This is a genomic window from Armatimonadota bacterium, assembly GCA_013314775.1.
GTDB lineage: Bacteria > Armatimonadota > Zipacnadia > Zipacnadales > JABUFB01 > JABUFB01.
On record JABUFB010000009.1, the window covers coordinates 383,214 to 400,875 of the forward strand.

Annotated in this window: 16 protein-coding genes; all 16 read left to right on the plus strand. The window is 60.7% G+C overall.

All coding sequences use genetic code 11. The annotated features are described in order from the left end of the window. The first annotated feature begins 657 nt into the window (after window positions 1-657). The 16 genes from HPY44_12855 to HPY44_12930 all read left to right on the plus strand — a co-directional run bounded on the left by HPY44_12855 (window position 658) and on the right by HPY44_12930 (window position 17,587). Window positions 658-1,746 carry a hypothetical protein gene (locus tag HPY44_12855; protein NSW56894.1) on the plus strand — a complete coding sequence of 363 codons (1,089 nt, stop codon included), beginning with the start codon at window positions 658-660 and terminating at the stop codon, window positions 1,744-1,746. Window positions 1,747-1,839: 93 nt separating this feature from the next. Continuing rightward, a complete protein-coding gene (locus HPY44_12860; GenBank protein ID NSW56895.1) occupies window positions 1,840-2,976 on the plus strand; it encodes a glycosyltransferase family 4 protein in 1,137 nt (378 codons plus the stop codon). Window positions 2,977-3,100: 124 nt separating this feature from the next. After that, window positions 3,101-3,778 carry a sugar transferase gene (locus tag HPY44_12865; protein ID NSW56896.1) on the plus strand — a complete coding sequence of 226 codons (678 nt, stop codon included), beginning with the start codon at window positions 3,101-3,103 and terminating at the stop codon, window positions 3,776-3,778. 7 nt (window positions 3,779-3,785) lie between these two features. Continuing rightward, window positions 3,786-4,427, plus strand: a complete 642-nt coding sequence (locus HPY44_12870; protein NSW56897.1) for an exosortase-associated EpsI family protein — start codon at window positions 3,786-3,788, stop codon at window positions 4,425-4,427. Window positions 4,428-4,597: 170 nt separating this feature from the next. After that, window positions 4,598-6,346 carry a glycosyltransferase family 39 protein gene (locus HPY44_12875; GenBank protein ID NSW56898.1) on the plus strand — a complete coding sequence of 583 codons (1,749 nt, stop codon included), beginning with the start codon at window positions 4,598-4,600 and terminating at the stop codon, window positions 6,344-6,346. A gap of 65 nt (window positions 6,347-6,411) precedes the next feature. After that, complete coding sequence (locus HPY44_12880) at window positions 6,412-7,347, plus strand: exosortase/archaeosortase family protein (protein ID NSW56899.1); 936 nt, start codon at window positions 6,412-6,414, stop codon at window positions 7,345-7,347. A gap of 188 nt (window positions 7,348-7,535) precedes the next feature. Further along, on the plus strand, window positions 7,536-8,357 hold the full coding sequence (locus HPY44_12885) for an NTP transferase domain-containing protein (GenBank protein NSW56900.1): 822 nt from the start codon (window positions 7,536-7,538) through the stop codon (window positions 8,355-8,357). Between the two features lie 32 nt (window positions 8,358-8,389). Continuing rightward, window positions 8,390-8,806 (plus strand): hypothetical protein, encoded by a 417-nt coding sequence (locus tag HPY44_12890; protein NSW56901.1) that lies wholly within the window; start codon window positions 8,390-8,392, stop codon window positions 8,804-8,806. Between the two features lie 63 nt (window positions 8,807-8,869). Further along, the gene (locus HPY44_12895) at window positions 8,870-9,802 is read left to right on the plus strand and encodes a glycosyltransferase family 2 protein (protein NSW56902.1); all 933 of its coding nucleotides are present in this window, start codon (window positions 8,870-8,872) and stop codon (window positions 9,800-9,802) included. Window positions 9,803-9,868: 66 nt separating this feature from the next. Next, entirely contained in the window at window positions 9,869-10,948 is a 1,080-nt protein-coding gene (locus tag HPY44_12900; GenBank protein NSW56903.1) for a glycosyltransferase family 4 protein, read from the plus strand. A gap of 34 nt (window positions 10,949-10,982) precedes the next feature. Continuing rightward, complete coding sequence (locus HPY44_12905; protein ID NSW56904.1) at window positions 10,983-11,993, plus strand: hypothetical protein; 1,011 nt, start codon at window positions 10,983-10,985, stop codon at window positions 11,991-11,993. A gap of 5 nt (window positions 11,994-11,998) precedes the next feature. After that, window positions 11,999-13,111 carry a glycosyltransferase gene (locus HPY44_12910; protein NSW56905.1) on the plus strand — a complete coding sequence of 371 codons (1,113 nt, stop codon included), beginning with the start codon at window positions 11,999-12,001 and terminating at the stop codon, window positions 13,109-13,111. Between the two features lie 54 nt (window positions 13,112-13,165). Next, window positions 13,166-14,281: a glycosyltransferase gene (locus HPY44_12915; GenBank protein NSW56906.1), complete on the plus strand. Its 1,116-nt coding sequence runs from the start codon at window positions 13,166-13,168 to the stop codon at window positions 14,279-14,281. Between the two features lie 65 nt (window positions 14,282-14,346). Continuing rightward, window positions 14,347-15,300 carry a hypothetical protein gene (locus HPY44_12920; GenBank protein NSW56907.1) on the plus strand — a complete coding sequence of 318 codons (954 nt, stop codon included), beginning with the start codon at window positions 14,347-14,349 and terminating at the stop codon, window positions 15,298-15,300. Between the two features lie 83 nt (window positions 15,301-15,383). Further along, the gene (locus HPY44_12925; GenBank protein ID NSW56908.1) at window positions 15,384-16,832 is read left to right on the plus strand and encodes an oligosaccharide flippase family protein; all 1,449 of its coding nucleotides are present in this window, start codon (window positions 15,384-15,386) and stop codon (window positions 16,830-16,832) included. Then, complete coding sequence (locus HPY44_12930; GenBank protein ID NSW56909.1) at window positions 16,832-17,587, plus strand: methyltransferase domain-containing protein; 756 nt, start codon at window positions 16,832-16,834, stop codon at window positions 17,585-17,587. The genes HPY44_12925 and HPY44_12930 overlap by 1 nt, the downstream gene beginning before the upstream one ends. The last annotated feature ends 75 nt before the right edge of the window (window positions 17,588-17,662 follow it).

Genomic DNA, 17,662 nt, shown 5'->3' on the forward strand with positions numbered 1-17,662 from the left:
GAATGTCCGGCCGGAGTTAAGATGCCGTTTTGCTGTGGAATTTTCTGTGACCAACGACTCGCCATGTCCGAATTGAACTAAAGTTTCGGTCATGTTCTGTCAGAAGCATTGACACATAGACTTTGTATCAGTAGCATACTGGCATTCAGTCGACTTGAGTACGGACGGGCGTGTGCCACACTGGGGCAGGGAAGACGGATAGACCCAGGCGACACGGACCCATTTCGCAGCAATTCACTCCACCACCGGTTCGCATCGCAACCAACTTCAGTCTCCCCCTCCCGGTCAGCGCAATTCCCTGTGCGGAAAGAGCTCCAAGCACAAAGTCGTTGTTATTTGCCGATCAGACGCTGGCGCTGTCTACAGCGAAAGCACTTTGGAGGGCCGTTTGCAGTAAGGGGTATTCACAAAGAGAAGGGGCCAAAGGGGTGCCGCCCTTTGGCCCTGGGGGACAGATACTTCGCCCTGGCTCGGGGAAAGTGACTCTGCCATCTACTATTGTAGTGTTACTCGACCTCCCCAGTCAAGTCATCTGTCCCCCTACGAATACCCTATCTGGACCCTCCGCAGACAGACTTTCTCAGCGCAGGCCCGCATCGCTATGGATAGGCGAGCGAGGCTTGTCCCAAGGCCGACGCATCGGGAGAGGCTCGGGAAATGATCATCGACAGGTGGGTGGGCGCAAGGGTAGGGCTGGTCGGTAACCCGTCCGATGGCTACGGGGGCAAGACAATCTCCTGTATGCTCGCGAACTTCGGCGCTCGGGTCATGCTGTATGAGAGCGGGACAATCGAGATAGTCCGTCACCCCCTCTTTGACCCCGTTACTTTTCGCAGTCTCACAGATCTGGCTGAGACGGCGCGACATGATGGATATTACGGCGGGATACGCCTCCTGTTCGCCACGTGCAAGCGGTTCTTCGAGTTCTGTCGGGAGCGCGGCATCACTCTGCCCGACCGCAATTTCGTACTGCAGTACGACACCGACATCCCCCGTCGCGTGGGCCTTGCGGGCTCAAGCGCCATCGTCACCGGCGCGGTCAAGGCGCTGAAGGACTTCTACGAGCTTACGGACGAGGACCTCCCCCCGGCTGTCATGCCCAACCTCATCCTGAGTGTGGAAGTGGACGAACTCGGGATCCAGGCGGGTCTCCAGGACCGGGTGGTCCAGACCTACGGCGGCCTGGTCTACATGGACTTCGACCCTGCATACTTCGCAAAGCAGGGCCATGGGCTATATGAGCAACTCCCCATCTCCCTGCTGCCCCCTTTGTACCTCGCGTACGCGGACGCTCCCAGCGATTCGGGGGTCGTCCACAGCGGCGTACGATACCGCTATAACCGCGGGGACGAGGATGTGCGTCAGGCAATGCGCCAGTTCGCACAGTTCACGGACACTGCGAGGGAGGCTCTCCTCGCGGGAGATCATGAGCTCCTTGCGGAGTTGATGGACCGCAATTTCGATCTGCGACGCAGGATCTTTGGGGACGAGTGCATTGGTCGGCGCAACCTCGAAATGATTGAGCTTGCCCGCAGCCTGGGGCTTTGCGCCAAGTTTTCCGGCTCCGGTGGGGCAATCGTCGGCGTCTGCGATACGGCTGAGAAGTTCGTGCGCGCCCGGGAAGCCTTCCACGAACGCGGTTTCGAGTTTGTGGAGCTGCTTCCCGCCAATGGAATGGCTGCTGCGCGCGGACTGCACCCGCCCGTCATTGACGCAATGCCGTCTGCCTTCTCCCAAGCGGGGTAGTGCTGGATGCCCGCCGCAATCCAGATCAGTCATCTGGGTGCTCGCAGGGAACGCGAATATCGGCAGACCAAATCTGGAATGGACGCTGGCTGAATGAAGATCGGCATGATAGGCGTCAAAAGCGTCCCCTGCAGCGGGGGGATCGCCAAGTACACAGAGGAGCTCGGGCGTCGTTTGGCCGCTCGGGGTCATCACGTCACTGTCTATTGCCGACAGCAATACCTTGATGACCCGGCATGCAGCGTGCATGCGGGGATCCACCGGTGCAAGACCCCCGGTCTGAGTGGGAAGCACCTGGACGCTCCGTCACATACGTTCACGGCCGCATGCGACGCAATAGCACGCGATTTCGATGTCCTTCACATCCATGGCCTTGCTCCGGGGTTCGTGGTCCCACTGCTCAGGGCCACCACGCGCAAACGCATTGTGCTGACCGCTCACGCTTGCGACTGGCAGGGCAGCAAATGGAGTGCGGTTGCCCGTGCGTGCATGTATCAGGCTTCGTCCGTGGGTCTTCGACTGGCCCACCGCGTCACGGCCGTGTCCCGAGGGCTCCAGGAGTATCTGCGGCAGGAGCGGGGCTGCAATGCCACCTACGCCCCTCCGGGGATTCCAGTGTCCAGCATCGCCGCCCCTTCAGACATACTCCAGCGTCGCATTGAGCCCGGTAGCTACGTGCTTTGCGTTTCGCGGCTGATGCCCGAAAAAGGCGTCCACTACGCAGTTGCTGCCTTTGAAAGACTGCAGACTGACAAGAAGCTCGTCATCGCTGGAGACTGTCCGTATGAGTGCGAATACGTGAAGGAACTGCTCTCGCACGCCAGCGATAAGATCATCTTTCTAGGCTACGTCTCCGGCCGGACCCTTGCGGAACTGTACTCGCACGCCTACCTGTTCCTGCAGCCATCTGACCTGGAGGGCCTCTCGATCTCGGTTCTCGAGGCATTGAGCTACGGACGGTGCGTGCTAGCCAGCGACATACCCCAGAACCAGGAAGCACTGGGCGGGCACGGGTATACCTTTGAGGCTGGCCGCGTAGAGTCCCTCACGGAGAAGCTCCAATGGCTTCTAGAGCGACCTGACGTTGTTGAGGCGCAGTTTGCGCGTGTCCGCGAGTATGTACGGCAGTGTTACGACTGGGAGAGAACGACGGATATCTACGAACAGGTCTACCAATCCTGCTTCGAAAACGCGGAACGCGCCAGGGCGCTGCCAGGGCCCGCTCGATAGTCCGTGATGGCGTCGCTCAAGAGCACGCTAGGATCACTTTCAGTCCCACCCGCTGCATCCGTCTGGTGAGCGGTGTCGAGGAGGGGTTTGGGTGCCCGAGAAAGCCGTCAGAGTGGAGCATAGCATGGCATGGTCAGCTGCCGCTCCAGACCAGGTGGAGCTCGATCTGGCACAACAGGCCAGGCTCGCATTGGCGCGACCCCGGCCCTTCTACAACTGCGCCAAACGTGTTATCGACATCATCGTCTCCCTTGCCGCCATCGTGCTTTGCACGCCGCTGTGGATCATCACGGCGTACCTGATCAAACGTGACAGCAAGGGCCCGGTCTTTTTCAGGCAGCGCCGTCCCGGGTTGAACGGCAAACCATTCACGCTGCTCAAGTTCCGGACCATGGTCGACGACGCCGAAAGCAGGCTTCCCGAAGTGATTCATCTGAACCAGGAAGATGACGGGTCTCTGATACGCATCAAGGACGACCCGAGGGTGACCCGCCTGGGCAGAGTGCTGCGGGAAACCAGCTTCGACGAAACGCCCCAGTTTATCAATGTGCTTCTTGGCCAGATGAGTCTCGTCGGGCCCAGGCCGATATCTCGTCCAATCGCCGACAAACGGAACTCGATCCGCCTCGGTGTCCTGCCAGGCCTTACCGGTCTTTGGCAGATCAGTGGACGCAAGGATACGGGATGCGCATACATGATCGGCAGAGACTTGGAGTACATCTGCAAGCGTTCGCTGACGTACGATCTTTGGATTGTCCTGCAGACTGTGCTCGTGGTCATTCGCCGGAATGGGGCTCGCTGAGTAGAACATGGCTCTCACCACGAGGATAGCCCTGTGGATAGCTGTGGGTATGCTGGGCGGCACGCTCGCGTGGTCAAAGTATGAGTCCCGATGCGTGTCGGCCAGTACGATTCTGCTCGATCGTGTGCCGTGTGATCTCGGGGACTGGAAGTGCTCGAAGTCTGAGGAGTCCGATGCTTACGGCAGCGAAGTGAAAACTCTGATCCGTGAGTACGTTGCGCCCGGAGAACGCCGCGCAGAGGTGATTCTCCAGGGCACCTACACGCGGCTCGGAGGGCTGCGGGACTGGCCGTTAGCACACACAACCGGAGGCTGGACGATCGCCCACGAAGAGACCAGGGCGCTGCGCGTGGACGGGTCACCGATCCCGGTGAACGTCCGGCTGCAGCGCATCACCAAGGGCGAGCGTGTCGTGCATGCAGTCTCGTGGTATACGTCGCCACAAGACCAGGCGGGGAGCCTGGCCAGAGCGGAGACCAAGGCGTGGCGAGATCGGTTGGTAGGCAGGAGATCACCCTGGTTGGGGCTCTACGTGGCAGTCTCCTCCACGGGGAAGGCCAAGATGAAGGAACACGAAGCAGACGCATTGGGGCTGGCGAGTGCCATAGCCCCACACCTGCCGACCATCGCACGGGAATCGGAGCTCTGAGTTACTGCCAATGGTCTTAGTGGACCCACAGGGGTCGCGGGGGGGGGGACGTGTCGCCTCCTCCTCAGGTTGACACCCACGGTCCTAGCGATCTAACTCCGAAAGGCTCAGCTATGGCACTGAACGGGCAACGTGAGACAACTGGAGGCGGAGTCTCCGCGACGACATCGGTGGCAGTCAGGTCAGGCAGACCTCGCCGAGCGGCGGCGCGAGGTTTCGAGGGCTTCGCCAGGATCGAGCGATTCTGCAAGACAGCTGCGGTCACCGCTCTTATTCTCGTGATCGGGATCGGATGCTTTGGCCGATTCTTCGCTGCTCGTTTCGGATACCTGGAGAACCCGATTGCTATCGAGCAGGCCGAGATCGCGCGGAACCTTCGCTCGGGTGACGGCTTCACGACCTCGGTGGGTTACCTTCCGATCCTGAATCTGAAAGCCGATAATGGTGGCTGGGTCGCAGGCGGTTACCATCCCTTGTATCCCATCGTGCTCTCCGGGTTCTTCCGCCTCCGTGGCGCAAGCGACCGGGGGGTAGCGCTGCTCAACGGCCTCGTGCACCTGGCGACCGGACTTCTCGTCTATTTGCTCGCACTTCAGCTGCGCGGCCAGAAAACCGCGGTTCTGGCGGTACTCCTGTACTATATCAGTCTTGAGGCTATCGGGACGGCCCTGTCCGCGACCGGTCTGACCCTGGCTTCGTTCTTCCTGTCCTTGAGCGTTCTGCTGGCCCTGAAATGTCGGGCTGCGCAGGATCCGTCTAGTCCGACCCGCGCTCGGTCGGTCCGAGTATTGGCAGGCCTGACGGGGGCGAGCGCCGCCTGCGCCTATCTATCCGGTGGTCTTAGCCTGCTGCTCGCAATCCCTCTAGCTTGGCTGGCGACAGGTGTTCGCGCATGGCGGCGTGAGACATGGGCACTCGTCTGCGGCGCTTTCGCTCTGGTAATCGCGCCCTGGGTCGTGCGGAATATCATGGTCTCCGGCACAGTCGCTCCAGTCTTGGCGCAGTACCAGTTGATCGCCGGGACACCTTCGTTTCCGGGGTCTTCGGTTTTGACCACACTCCCCAGCGAGTTGCCCGAACCCATCTCTTGGGCGCTCACCCATCCAGGAGAGATGGCGGCGAAGCTGTTCAGCGGCGCAGTGTCGAGTTACCGGAACGTTCCGTCGTTCATGAATCTGTACCTCTTCCCCTTCCTGGTCATGTTCGGGCTCGGGGCCGCCGCCAGGCAGACGAGGCATGCAGTGTGGATTGCGTTCCTTGTGATGGGATGTGTCCAGCTTTTCACGGCGCTTGTGTACAACGTGACTCCAGACCTCATCGAGTTGGACGTTTTCCTGCCGTTGGGCCTTTGCTTTGCGTCTTGTGCAGTCGCCGCCGTGATTACAGAACGGATCCCCAAACCCACTTGGCGCTTTGCCGCGGTTTTGGGGCTGATGATCTTGACCGGTTTCCCGTATGCCACATCGCTCTTGGGCGGCAGGAACCCAGCTTACGCGGCGTGGTCGATGTCACCTCTGGGCCTGTACCTGGCCAAAGATGCCGTGATCGCGACCGATGCCCCCGCTCCCGCTGCTTGGTACTCGGGCCGCCGAGCCGTCATGCTCCCGCCTGATCCCAATGACTTGCCCAAGCTCAAGCAGTATGGCGTCGATCCGGACTATGTGTTTCTCACCGGTGGAGCGGCCGGGGACCCGAGGAACCCCTGGGCACAATTGGCCTTTGCCAGTAGTCGCGGCGATGCGAAGGCACAGAAGATCATCGGCAAGAGAATCTCCTACAGCATCAATCTTGGTGATGTCAGCATCTATCAGCGTCGAGACAAGAAGGCCAAGGGCGTCACGGTCGGCCCCAAGAAGGAGAGTCCGGACGATCGAGGGTCCGCGTCGCAGTCGGGGAGTGGCAAGCCCTCTCGCCCTTGATGCGTAGTAGAACGAGCAGGTCAACGGAGACAGTTCGAGACCGCTAACCGATGGCAGGCTAAGCCATGGCAGAGATGCAGGCCGAGACAAAGTGCAGCCCGTGCTCCTGGGCGCCGCCCTGGCCCCTGTCGACTCTTGCCTGGGCAGCAGCCATCTCTGTACTGATGCTCCTGCTATACTGGGAGGTCGGAGTGCTCTTCGTCTCCCGGTGGTTCTCCAATGAAGTCTACTACCACTGTATTGCCGTGCCCCCGCTGTTGGGGTGGCTCGTGTATCAGCGCCGCGAGCAACTTCTGTCAACACCGCCAAGACCGTCCTACGCAGGGATAGGCCTGCTTGGTTTTGGATTGTTGCTGGTCATCGCCGCGGCGAGGATCGGTTTCAACCTGCTTACGGGGGTATCCTTTCCGTTTGTGGTGGCGGGGCTGATATTGCTCTTGTGGGGCCCGGCAGCCCTGCGCATCCTGGCGATGCCCCTGTTCGTTGCTTTGTTCCTCATCGCCCCGCCTATGCATGCGCTGGCGCTCATCACAATGCCGATGCAGAAGATCTCCGCCTGGCTTGCCGCACATGGGGCGAACCTCCTGCTCGGGCTGCCGGTCGAGCGCGAAGGAATCAACCTGTTTCTTGAGGGGCAGAAGTACGTGGTCGCTGAACAATGCAGCGGCATGAGCTCCTTTCTTGCCCTGAGCCTCACGGTCATTTTCCTGATAGAGATCTCCGGGCTGACGGCAGGGCGGAAACTGATCGCACTGGCCAGCCTGCTTCCCATCGTTATCAGCGCGAACGTGGTGCGCCTTTCACTCGTGCTTCTGACGGCCCAATTCTTCGGGCCCCGGGTGGCGATGGGCGACCTCGTGCACGGCGGGACCGACGCCCTCGTGTACCTGTCGGCTCTTGTCCTGGTCATACTTTTTCTTGGGGCACTCTTGCCCCGCGATGATCGTGAGACAGATGACGATGGGGTGGAATGGGAGGACGAAGCGCACGCTTCTGGTTGAGCCGACATAGCAGGGGCCTCAACGGCCTCGATCGCGACCGTGACAGCATACCGGCTTCGGACCTGCGAGGGAGAGCGCGGGGCGTTGCCGGGATCACCCATCGTTGAGGTGCTCATAGGCAAGGGGGCAGGGCCGACGTGAGATGTATCCACAGAATGGTGATTCCAGCCGCGGGCCGGGGCACGCGAATGTACCCGGTCACGAAGTCACTTCCCAAGGAGATGCTGCCCCTTGGGCGGAAGCCCGCTATACAACTTGTGGCGGAAGAGACTTTCGCCTGCGGGTTCTCCTCGATCATCGTGGTTACCGCCGTGGAGAAACATGCCGTAGAGAATCACTTCGATGCGATCAGCGGGAACGGAGACCCTGGCGGAGCGAGTGAGCACCTCTTTCCCGAAGCCCTCAAAGGTGACGGGAAGTTTTTCTACGTCAGGCAGAACAAGCCTCTCGGCCTCGGGCACGCGATCCTCACTGCGGCTGAGTTCATCCAGGGCGAGCCTTTCGGAGTAGCTCTCGGAGATGCTGTCATTGCCTCGCCCGGTCCCGGAGAGCCCGTGCTGGCACGGATGCTGCGGGTGTTCGCGGAACGTAGGCCCCAGGCAGTTGTTGCCGTACGGGAGGTGCAAAGGGAGCAGCTATCGCGCTACGGCGTGATCGTTCCAAGCCACACCGGGGATGGATTCATTGACGTCGCCGGGATTGTCGAGAAGCCGGCAGCCCAGGATGCTCCCAGTAATCTGGCTGTCTCCGGTCGTTATCTTTTCGCGCCTGATATTATTCAGCACCTCCAACAGATTCCAGCTGGACGGAACAATGAGATTCAGCTTACCGATGCCATCCAAAGCCTGATCAACGACGGGGGAAAGGTCCTCGCCGTCCCCCTACTAGCTACAGAGAGCCGCTACGATGTGGGGGGATTTGAGGAATACGCCAAAGCTTTTGTCGAGGTGGCCCTTCAGGACGGGGAGTTTGGTCCCTCGCTGCGCGAGCACATTCGTGGTCTGGTCTGAAGGGAGACAGGGCGTTGGGTGCTTGGCAAGTGATGGCAGCAAGACGCGTGATCAAGGTCCGGCATCTCAGACCTGTGCCGGGAGCCATGCGTCCTGCTCCGCGGCCTATGATGCGCAGGCCGGCGCTGCTTCTGGCCATCGGGATCCTTCTGTCGGGCTCGGTTGCGCTCGTTCTGCTCATCCACCGGGTGCCCAATCCGCCAAACATGGATCTATCACGGCGCCTGGCGTTTGCATTCGCCAGCCTGATGGGGCTCTTCGCTGCCGGGATGATCGGCTTCGCCTTGGGCATGCACGGGAACCGTCAGGGACCTGTCCCTCCGCCCAAACTGGGCGAGGAGCTGATCGACCACCAGCGCCGTGGGCGTATCCTGATAGCCATTGGAATCGCGATGCTTCTGGCATCGGGCTGGTTGGAGTACATCGCGGCATTCGACAAGATGCCGTAACGCTAGTTTCGTTCCGGGGTACCACCGCTCACTTCGGCGAAACAGTGAAGGGATGGCGCGGCGATGATTACACTAGGCGAGCTCCAAGGTGAACAGTGCGTGGCTGAGCATCAGCCAGCACCGGCGGTCTCCATCGTCATTCCTGCTTATAACGAGGAGGGGGCTATCGCGGAGGATCTGGCGGCACTGAAAGAGGAGCTCAAAGCCAGCGGTCTCGATTTTGAGATTGTTGTGGTCAACGACGGCTCCAAAGACAACACTGCCGCCGAAGCCGCCAAAGTGGATGGCATTCAACTCATCAACCACGAAGTAAACCGCGGATACGGCGCCGCGCTGAAGACAGGCATCCGGCACGCGCGGGCCGACATAGTCGTGATCACCGATGCAGACGGCACGTACCCGCCGAGATACATCCCCGAACTGGTGCAGGACGTGAGGGACGGAGCAGACATGGCCGTCGGCGCGCGGGTCGGATCGTCAGTGGCGATCCCGACGATACGCAAGCCTGCCAAATGGTTGCTCGCGAAACTGGCGAGCTATCTGGCCGAGCAGCATATCCCCGACCTCAACTCCGGCCTGCGCGCATTTCGCAGGGATGCGGTTATGCGCTTCTTCAACATACTGCCGAACGGCTTCTCATTCACAACCACCATTACGCTCGGCATGTTGACGAATGGCTTTCGGGTAGTCTACAGGCCGATCGATTACCTGCACCGCGTGGGCACATCCAAGATCCGGCCAATCAAAGACACCTACAATTTCGTCGTGCTGATCCTCAGGACAGTCTGCTATTTCAACCCGCTCCGCGTATTCGTCCCGCCGGCGGTGTTCTGCACCATCGTCGGGCTCGTAAAGCTCATACACGGCGTTTTCTGGGAGCACGACATCTCCCAGGGAGAGATGATGATGCTCCTGGCGGCAGCCCAGTTGCTGGGGACAGACATGGTGGCGGAGATGGTCTCGAAGATCATCACCTGCGGCACTCCGAGCAAGTAGAGAGGGGCTTTCCTGTTGCGGATCCTTGCCGTCATTCACGAGTTCCCTCCAATAGGCGGCGCAGGTATGGTCTTAGCAGACCTTGCAAGGGAGCTCGTGACACTGGGCCATGAGATCGACGTGGTCACCGCGGCCTACGGGGACCTTCCGGAGCGTGAGCATGTCGGTGGTGTGGCCATCCACCGGATCTCGTGCGGGCGCAAGAGTCGGATCGCCCCGTCGGTCCCGGAACTGCTGGGCTACGTACGGCGAGCACCGGCACACGCCCTGGGCCTGATGCGTGCGCGCCGATATGACTTGATCTACGGTACCTGCATCCTTCCGGGGGGCCTGGTGGCGAGACAGTTGCATCAGGCCACGGGTCTACCGTACATGCTGACGACATCGGGATCCGATGTGCCCGGCCACAATCCGCGAAAATTCGGACTGGCTCATCGGCTCACACGCCCCCTGTGGCGACGAATTATCCGCGACGCGGCGGCAGTCACTTGCCAGAGCGAATACCTCGCTGAGCGCATTCGAGCCGCATATGGAGGACCGGTCCAGAACCTGCAGATCATCCCTAACGGAATTGACCCGGAGAGCATCCGGCCACGGCCTTTGGAAGCGCGTGAGAAGCGGATCCTGGCGGTAGGACGGATCGAGGAGGCCAAAGGGTACCAGTACCTCATCGAGGCGATGGTCGGCTTGGACTGCGACTACCGCCTGGAGATCGTGGGAGACGGGCCGTACCTGCCGGTTCTGCGGGATCTGGCCGAGCGGCTGGGAGTGCCGGTCGTATTCCATGGCTGGCTCGACAAGAGCAACGGCGCACTAAGGGACCTCTATGAGACCTCTTCCATTTTCGTTCACCCGTCGCTGGCTGAGGCATTCGGGGTCGTTGTACTCGAGGCGATGCTCGCGGGTCTGCCCGTTGTGGTCGCGGACGGAACCGGCTCCGCGGAGCTTGTCGGTGCTTCGGGCCTCAAAGTCCCTCCCGCGAGTGTTGGTGCGCTGCATAGCGCGCTCGAACGGCTATTGCATGACCCCGTAATGTGCTCACACCTGGGGAAGACGGCCAGGCAGAGCGCAGAGGATATGTACGCCTGGAGGCACGTGGCCCAACGCTACCAGGATGCCATGGTGCGGCATAGCGACAACGCTTAGTGAGCATGCGTCGTGAGCGACCGATAGGGGAACCATGTCACAGAAGACCTACCTGTGCGTCACAATCGATACCGAATGCGATGGGTCCCGCAAGACGCTGCGCGGCATGGGAACGCCCGAGTTCAGGAACGTGGCCGAGGGTGTCTGTCGCAGGCTCCAGCCGATGCTGAACAACTATGGTGCGTGCGGGACGTACTTTCTCGACTGGCTGGTGCTGAACGACCAGCGCTCAATGGAAGCTATCCTGGGTATGCCGGGACGGTTCGAGATCGGCGCTCATCTTCATCCGGAGCACGTCACCCCCCCCGGAAGCGGAGCGGCAGTAGGCACGGGCCGCGCTTTATTCGGATGTTCCGATATCTCCGATGAAGAGGAGATGGAGAAGCTGTCGGTGCTCACCGCGACCATCGCAGAGCGTACCGGCACTCGCCCAACAAGCTTCCGCGCCGGGCGTTTCGGAGCGGACAGCGCAACACTGATAGCGTTGGCCGATCTTGGCTACAAGGTGGACAGCAGCGTGACACCGGGCATTTCTTGGGTCCGCAAGGGAGGGCCGGACTTCCGGACTGCGCCACACCAGCCCTACTGGCCGCACGGCCGCGATTTGGCCCTGCCAGGGAACGGCCCAGTGCTTGAGGTCCCGGTGACTGTCGGAGCAAAGAAACTCCCGTTTCTTCCGGACCATTGGTTTCTGTACGATTGGTTGCGCCCCACCAACACATCAGCGCATCGGATGATCCGCCTGATCGAGAAAACCATCGCGACATCATCCGGAAAGTGCCCGGTGGTGCTCACGATGATGTTTCATAGCCAGGAGCTGATCGGGGGCACATCGCCCTACACGCCCACGGACCGGGCAGCCTTACGGCTGGTGTCCCGCATCGAGCGTGTTGTCGCGTACTGCGCATCCATCGGCATCGAATTCATCGGTGTGAGCGAGGCATACGACGCGCTTTCAACGGCAGATTGTGAACGTGGTCTGCCCCGCCGGCCGACGACTGCTCCGGCCCAGGGCGATCCCGCGCGGGAGGAAGTCAGGGAGTGAGTGCTGTGAGACGCCCCCGCGTCATGCACATCATCGGTTGCTTAGACCCCTACGGGTCCGAGCGTTCGATGCTGAATGTGTGCCTAAGCCTGCGAGACAGGTATACTCCTTCCGTCCTGGCCTTCAGGGGAGGGGCGATGGAGACGATGTTGAGGGCGCACGAAATCCCCTTTGCAACTCTGGCACCCGACGGCGAGAGAAATCCCAGCGTATGGTCCCGCTTCTGGTTCTGTATGAATAATATCAGGCGTTACAGACCTGACATCGTGCACACGCACTACGAGTACGGGAACACCCTCGGCCGAATCGCTGCACATCTGCTAGGTATTCCAACAGTAGCGCATGTCCGCGGGACAGAGCGGCTATGCGGGACACTCTTGTACCGCATAGCGTACCGTGTCGCGCATGTTGGGCAGACCCGACTGGTGACAGTTAGCGGTGGGCTAGCAGATAAGATGAGACTTGCCACTGGCTTGGACTCGATCACGATATACAACGCTGTGGACGAGAACGTCATCCTCAATGCGAGCAATCCCCGGAAAGAGATGTGCGTGGCGTTAGGGATAGCGCCCGACTCCTTCGTCATCGGAACTGTCGGACGTGTCGAGCATGTGAAGGACTATCCTACCTTGCTACGATGCGCGGCGCGCGTCTGTGCGATGACAGACCAAGCGCATTTCGTGTGCGTCGGGGACGGTTCTCTTTTCAGTGAGATGCAGCAGCTCCGTGATAGGCTGGGCCTTCAGGATCGGGTCCACTTCCTCGGCTTCCGCGAGGACGTTGGCGCGATCCTAAACAGCCTTCATGTCTTCGCGATCACCTCGCTGGGTGAGGGCTTTCCCCGATCCGTCGTTGAGGCAATGTGGGCAGGACTCCCAATCGTGGGTACACGGGTCATAGGCACGGAAGAGACCATCGTCGACGGCCAGCAGGGGTTCCTGGTTCCCGCCGGTGACGACGCAGCGATGGCTGAACGGATCCTCCAGCTATACCACGATCCCAAGTTGCGCGAGCAGATGGGACAACAAGCCTACGAGAGAGTGCGTGACAAGTTCAGCCTCGATGCGCTCGCACGAAGCATTGATGCGCTTTATCGAGAACTCCTCGGCATGGACTGACCAATGTCGAGGCGACGGTTGGCGGCATGTTGATCATGGCGAAGGGACCCACCAATGTCCCAGAAAAGGGTCGTTCACCTGATTGAAAGTCTTGAGCCCTATGGGGCGGAACGGCTGATGGCCTTCATCGCCGTCGGATTGAGGCACGCCTTCTCTCCCACAGTCGTCACCTTTTTTGGGGGCGAACTGGAGGGCGTTCTCTCGCAGGCCGACGTCCCGGTCAAGATCATGGCACCAGGCCCACCCGGCCGGATGGGCATCCCGAAGCGATTTCAGCTATGCCGACAGGTGCTGGCCGAACTCAGGCCCGACCTGGTCCACACATACCTGATCTACGGCGACGTCTGCGGCCGGATGGCGGCCCACTCGCTGGGTATTCCCACGGTCTGCCATCTTCAGGGATGGAATGGCAAAGCGGGGTCCCTCGCGTACCGCCTGGGGTATCGGATCGCCCACAGCAAGCGTTCGCGAGTCATCGCGGTGAGTGACGGCGTTGCGCGGAAATTCCACGAATGTGTGGGGATACTGCCCCGCACCGTCTACAATGCGGTTGACGAGGAACGCCTGCTGGCAGATGCCCAGAGCCCAGTCGATACCCGCGAGGTACTCGGCCTGCCGCCCAATGCATTCGTCGTCGCCACTGTGGCCAGGCTGGTGGAGCTGAAGAACCACAAGGCACTGCTGCGTTGCGCCGCGCGGGTCTGCGAACGGGCCGACGACGTGCACTTCATCTGCGCCGGGGACGGTCCGCTGCTCGACGAACTCATCGAGATGCGCGATCGATTGGGCCTGACCGATCGTGTCCATTTCCCAGGCTACTGCCAGGATGTGGGCCGCCTCCTGCGAGACGCTGAGGTCTTTTGCTTGATGTCTCGGGGCGAGGGGTTCGGGCTAGGCATTGCCGAGGCAATGTTCATGCGCTGCGGCGTGGTCGCCACTGACGTAATGGGCATCCGCGAGATCGTGGAGACCGGTGTTCAGGGCTTCCTCGTCCCCGATGATGACGACGAAGCGGCAGCGAAGCGGCTGCTGGAACTGCACGGCGACAGGTCCCTTCTCAAGAGACAAGCCGAAGCCGGCCACACCCGCGCAAGAGAGGCATTCAGCAGAGAGGCTCTGCTGCGCAACATCGAAGGGGTTTATCAAGAGTTGCTCGGCGGCCCGGGTTGATTACGCCCGACGCCTGATGCGTTCGTCGATACAAGATAGTCCGTATGCTGAGGGGAGAAGTACGCATGATCATCTCAAGTCGTGCACCAGTCCGCATCGACTTCGCAGGCGCTTGGACTGATGTCTCATACTTCGCGGACGCTTTCGGTGGCGCAACACTGAACGCCGCAATCAAGATGTATGTTACTGGCTCACTGACAAGCCACGAGGAGACGCTAGATGGCCTGGTCGGGCATCACAAGGTAGTTAGCGGCCCTTCGGGCAAGCACGTACTGGCAGATCCACCGGCTCTGAACGTAAGCTACTCAAGTGCCATTCCAGCTGGCAGCGGCCTGGGCACTTCCGCGACGCTCAACGTAGTCTGGCTGGCTTTGGCCCGGCGGGAACTGGTCAGTTCGATCGATGACAAGATGCACATCGCAAAACTGGCGTATGAGATCGAGAAGACGCTCGGGATTTTGGGGGGCAAGCAGGATCAGTACGCTTCCGCTGTGGGTGGCATCAATCTCTTCGAGTTCACGGCAGAAAACGTTGTGCGACAAGCCGTAGAACTCCCAGTTACCCGCGCGGAAGAGCTGGCTTCACTGATCGTCCTGTGCTACACAGGGAAGTCACGACTCTCCTCAAATATCCACCGTAGTGTCTGGGGCAATTTCCGGGCGGGCAAGCAGGACACCCTGCGGGCCCTTTTCGACTTGCGGGATTCTGCATACGCCGCCAGGCAGGCCCTCCTGGACTGGGACCTGGAAGCATTCGCCCGAATCGTGACTAGCCAACGCCACTACATGAAACGCCTGGACCCATCCACCAGCAATGAGCAAATCGAAGAATTATTCGAACTGACGGCGTCAGAGACCCTCGGAGGGAAACCGTCAGGTGCTGGCGGGGGAGGCTGCGTCTTTTTCATCGCCAAAAGCGATAAGGCCAAAGCGCGCATCAAGAAGGCCCTCAGGGCCCGAGGTCTTGAGGGCGTCGACGTCAGTTTCGACTTTGACGGCCTTACCGTCACCCGTGCGTGAGGGCCTCCGCGGAGAGCAGCGCCGCCCGTCTCTGGGCCACAGGCGTCACGCCGCAGAGAATCTGACGCGATACACGAGAACAGGTGCCACTCATCACCGGCATGGAAGACTCGCAATCTGCCGTTCACGATAGATCCGGGCAGTTCTTTCTCTGGCTGCGAGGCCGGCTTGCGTATTATCGCCAGGCCATCGAGGACGTACTCGTCTCCATGGCTCCGCAGGCGGTCAGCCTTGTTGCCGGGGTCGTTACCTCTGTCCTCATCGCCAGGGGGCTTGGGGCGGAGGGCATGGGCCAGTACGCCCTGGTGCTCAGCGTCTGCGGACTGACATCACAGCTGTCCGATCTCGGGATAGGCCGGACAGCTGTGCGTTTCGCCGCGCGTGCCGCCGCCCTGGGTGATACGCGCCTGCAGATGAGCGTCCTGCGTTGGGCATTCCGCCTGCGCATGGCCATGGTCCTGGTCGCCAGTGCCGCAGCCTTCGCCGTCGCGCCGTGGATCGCCCAACGCTTCTGGCACGATCCGAGCCTTGCACCTATCGTCCGGCTGGGCCTGTGGATTGGCATCATGAGCGGCGTTGCGGGAGTGCCTTCCGTCTACTTCCAGTCACTAAAACGCTTCCGGATCAATGCAACCGTCAGTATCGTCCAGACGCTGCTGACTCTCGCGGGCATCATCGCCCTCGCATGGCTGGAGTATTGGTCCGTCGATGCGGTGATCAGGGTCAGCGTCTTGACCGCGGCGCTGGGGGCTGCAGCTTTCATCGTCCTCGTCCCCAAGGCGGCTCTTTTCTCACTTGCTGACCTGCAGGGGTCGGCGAAATCGGTTCTGACCCGACTGTGGAAAGCCCCCGACCAGGGAAGTGCCGGCGAGAACTCCCTGGACGACACCGGCCCCACCACATTCGCCTTCTACATGGTGCTCTCATCCATCATAGTCGCGATCACACTCCGTGCTGACGTCTGGCTGATGGGCTATTTCCTGAGCCAATCCGAGATCGGCATCTACCAGGTGGCGACCAGATTCACCTTACCGCTGACGATGCTCATCGGCGCTTTGAACACCGCCCTGTGGCCGCGGGCATCGGCAGTGACTTCTCTTCCGGAGACCCTCCGGCTCCTACGCGGTACCCTCAAAGTCAGCGCACTCGCCGCGGTGGGCGGCTTGCTTTATGCGATTTTCGCTCCCATGGCCACCGCCTGGCTCTTTGGCGACGAGTATGCATCGGGCGTCTTCCTGGGGCAACTTCTCTGCATTCGCTACTGCGTTGCTCTCCTTATGTGCCCCATGGGCGTGGTCGGCTACAGCTTTGGGTTGGTCCGCGCGTACTGGGGCGTTAATCTGGTCCAGCTAACTGTCGCCGTGATGCTCAACCTGCTACTCATTCCTCAGTTTGGCGCGGCCGGAGCTGCTCTTGCTCTAATAGGCTGCGACGCAAGCGGGGCGGCGCTGGTTGCCTTTCTGGCCTTTCGACAGCTCGGACTGCTTCCTTTGAGGCACCGAATGCCCAGCAAGCCCCTGTGGAGGATATGATGTTCAGCCCACTTCAACCGCAGAATACCGTTCAGGTCTGGGACGACGTTGCCTTGACGTACAACCCACACGCAGAACTCGGGCCGGACTACCTTGCGTTCTTTCGAACCATGGTTGCGTTCGTCGGTGCCCCCAAGGGCCGTCGCTTCTGCGAGGTTGGGTGTGGTTCCGGCCGGCTTAGCGCATTATTGGCTGCGGAAGGTGCGCATGTCACGCTTGTGGACATAGCGCCGCAGCCTTTGGAGTTCGCGGGCATGTACTTCCGTCAGCGCGGACTCGCTGTCACACTGGTCCAGCAGGACGCGCTGCGGATGGGTTTCGAGGATGAGGCATTCGATGTAGTCTGGAACGGAGGGGTTGTGGAACACTTCTACGACGACGGGAAGATCGCGCTCTTGCAGGAGATGTGGCGGGTAGTCAGCCCTGGAGGGCATTTGTTCGTCCAAGCCCCCAACCGCGCTAATATTCCGTACGTGATCTACAAGACCTGGTCCCAGTGGCGCGGCACCTGGAAATACGGGTTCACGGATGATGTGACCGCGGGGCGTCTACGGGCTATCGCTCTCCAAGCAGGCATCGGTGCCCCGCAGGTCTGTGCCTACAACCCGATCGCTGGATGGTGGTGGCTTCGCTACGGCAAGCGGATCACGCAATCGCTTGGACTCAACACAGTCGAATGGCACAGCATACGGACTCGCATTGGGAACGCAGTATGCTTGCATGCGACGAAGCCCGAAGACATCCCCCAAGTGTAGGGGCTTGCCTGTAGCCCCCCGGGCCTATTTGCAGACCGTCTGCTTGTGCCCGGGTGATAGTGAGCGACAACCACA